Here is a 971-nt window from a genome sequence, read left to right as displayed (position 1 = left end):
ATGACAACAAGTATCACGATAATCGCGATCCAGCTCCACCAATTGCCTGACCAGCCCATCATGCTACCGGGACCATAGCCCCATCCATAGTTGGATGAGGTGGGGTTGTAACGCGCGTTACGGCTCCAACCTCCCATCATTCCCGGTCCCATAAAGCCGTATCCGCCCATGCCGGGTCCCCACGTGTCGAGCTTCCCGTCGTTCTGGAGGTAGTTGTAGGCAATCCAACGGTGGGTCGATGCTAGTTGCTCGGATCCTTCTCCTCCCATCATCTCATCCATCCATTCGTGTCGCTCTTCATCGGCGATCATGAGATCCATGACCGCATCACCCAGTTCCTCAAGTAGAGCCGGACGTATCAGGTCGGGATCGATGAGCGTGATACTTGTCACGCCTTGCACCTGTTTGATTTCGTTGAGGATCACGTCGGCAGTTCTGCCGTGTCCTTCTTCTTCCTGCGCCCAGAGTGTTGTTCCCACGATCAGGAACATGATACTCAAGGTTATTACGAATATTTTCTTCAATTTGTTGTCTCCTTCTACGAAAGATTTCTCTTCATCGAGTCGAACTCTTCCCAGGTGATATCACGTGGGGCATATCTCTTCTTGATCATCTCAAATACAATTTCCAAATTGGCAAGATCCTCTTCAACGAAGGTCTTTCTTCATCTTCTCAAACAGCTCGCGATCGATCTCACCATCGGCATATCTGTTTTTAAGTAGCGCGATTGCCTCCAAACTGCCAGAATTGGACCTGTTCCGATGTGAGAGATGCACCGCAAGAAGCACGACGACCGTCACCCCAATGAGCAACAATCCGATCATCATCCCCCGGGACCACCAGTCGGACCCGAACCAACCGCATCCGCCGACATTGCCAAGACCGTAATATAAGCCGTGCATACCATTCCTCCATCATCAATTCGAGATGTCTTCTTTCATGCTGAGGTATTCCTCCCGTGAGAGGGTTCC

At 51.1% G+C, this 971-nt stretch carries 2 protein-coding genes; both read right to left on the bottom strand.

The features are described 5' to 3' along the window. The coding region (locus ACODJP_RS13740) for a hypothetical protein (protein WP_422482463.1) at positions 1-524 on the bottom strand (524 nt) is incomplete at its 3' end. Positions 525-647: 123 nt separating this feature from the next. Next, positions 648-902 (bottom strand): SHOCT domain-containing protein, encoded by a 255-nt coding sequence (locus ACODJP_RS13735; RefSeq protein ID WP_198890166.1) that lies wholly within the window; start codon positions 900-902, stop codon positions 648-650. Positions 903-971 lie beyond the last annotated feature (69 nt).

It is taken from the genome of Pleomorphochaeta sp. DL1XJH-081, from assembly GCF_049310885.1.
Classification (GTDB): Bacteria; Spirochaetota; Spirochaetia; order Sphaerochaetales; family Sphaerochaetaceae; genus CAYZJV01.
Note: the sequence above shows the minus strand (reverse complement) of the source record. Positions and strands in the feature narration are given on the sequence as shown.

Coding starts and splice junctions, on each gene's coding strand:
- ACODJP_RS13735 (WP_198890166.1), bottom strand. CDS start 902: ATGCACGGCTTATATTACGGTCTTGGCAATGTCGGCGGATGCGGTTGG.